The organism is Streptomyces sp. MB09-02B, assembly GCF_033794485.1.
In the GTDB taxonomy this organism is placed as follows: domain Bacteria; phylum Actinomycetota; class Actinomycetes; order Streptomycetales; family Streptomycetaceae; genus Streptomyces.
Window position 1 is genome coordinate 1 of record NZ_JARGEE010000846.1, and the last position, 1,443, is coordinate 1,443.

Consider the following 1,443-nt stretch of genomic DNA (forward strand, 5'->3'; position numbering starts at 1 on the left):
GCTCTACCTTCTTGAGCGGGTTGATCGAGCCGTTCGTAGGGTTGGGTCGCCCAGGGGTGCCGGGTGTGGCTATCAGGCCGCTGCCGTTCATGGCTCACGAGGCTTCGCCTCCCAGCGCCCCACGACGACTCGGCCGCCGATTAGGAAGTGCGAACAAGTCGCTGTGTAGAGCAATGCCGGCGAGGTCGTCCGTGGCACGAACAGCACGAGATCGAACTTCAGGAGCACGATGAGCCGGATATGGGCGGGGATCGACAGCGGCAAGGGGCACCACCACGGCCTTGCCTTGGATGCCGACGGCAAGGCACTGCTGTCGCGGCGGGTCGCCAACGACGAGCCCGAGCTGCTCAAGCTGATCGGCGACGTCCTCGACCTGGCCGACGGCCGTCAGGTCACCTGGGCCATCGACATGACCGGTGGGGAACCCGCGCTGCTGCTGGCCCTGCTGATCAACCACGGCCAGGAGGTCCTCTACCTCCCCGGCCGTCTGGTGAACCGGGCCTCCGACGGCTACCGCGGCGAGGGCAAGTCCGACGCCCGCGACGCCTACGTGATCGCCGACCAGGCCAGGATGCGCCGCGATCTGCGGCCCATCCGCCCTGGCGATGAAGCCGCCGTCGAACTCAAGCTGCTGACCGGCCGCCGGGCCGACCTGGTCGAGGACCGCACCCGCGTGGTGAACCGCCTGCGCGGCACCCTGCTGAGTATCTTCCCGGCCCTGGAGCGGGTTCTGGACGTCACCAACACCGGCCCGCTCAGACTGCTGACGGGGTACCAGACCCCGGCTGCGATCCGCCGCGCAGGGGTCACGCGGCTGACGAGGTGGCTGGCCAACCGCAAGGTCCGAAGCGCACGAGCCCTGGCCGAGGCCGCGGTCGAGGCCGCCGAGCGCCAGCACACCGCTGTCCCCGGGGAGAAGACCATCGCGAAGCTGGTCCACACCCTGGCCGTGGAGGTGATGGCCCTCAACGAGCAGATCTCGGAACTGGACAAGCTCATCGAGGGCCGGTTTCGCGAGCACGAACTCGCCGACATCCTCCTGAGCGTCCCGGGCATCGGCGCCGTGCTCGGTGCCGAGTTCCTGGCCGCCGTCGGCGGCAGCCTGGACGACTTCGACTCCCCGGACGCTCTGGCGGCCTTCGCCGGCGTCGCACCCGCACCGCGCGACTCGGGCAAGATCAGTGGCAACCTGCACCGACCGCTCACCTACCACCGAAGACTCCAGCGCGTCTTCTACACGTCCGCCTTGGTCAGCGTCCGCTACGACCCGAACTCGCGGAAGTTCTACGACCGCAAACGCGCCGAGGGCAAGAAGCACATCCAGGCCGTGCTCGCCCTCGCCCGCCGACGCGTCAACGTCCTGTGGGCCCTCATCCGCGACCGACGGTGCTATCAAGTCACACCACCAGTCACCAGCGCAGCTTGACAACAGCATTAGGAAGC

The 1,443-nt window shown here is 68.4% G+C and carries 1 protein-coding gene; it reads left to right on the plus strand.

The window, feature by feature from the left end; all coding sequences use genetic code 11:
• The first annotated feature begins 229 nt into the window (after nucleotides 1-229).
• Nucleotides 230-1,426, plus strand: coding sequence for an IS110 family transposase (locus tag P1P70_RS44570; RefSeq protein WP_319248194.1), 1,197 nt, complete (start codon nucleotides 230-232; stop codon nucleotides 1,424-1,426).
• The last annotated feature ends 17 nt before the right edge of the window (nucleotides 1,427-1,443 follow it).

Bases quoted from the DNA above. Each gene is read 5' to 3' on its own strand.
- P1P70_RS44570 (WP_319248194.1), top strand. From the start codon at position 230: ATGAGCCGGATATGGGCGGGGATCGACAGCGGCAAGGGGCACCACCAC.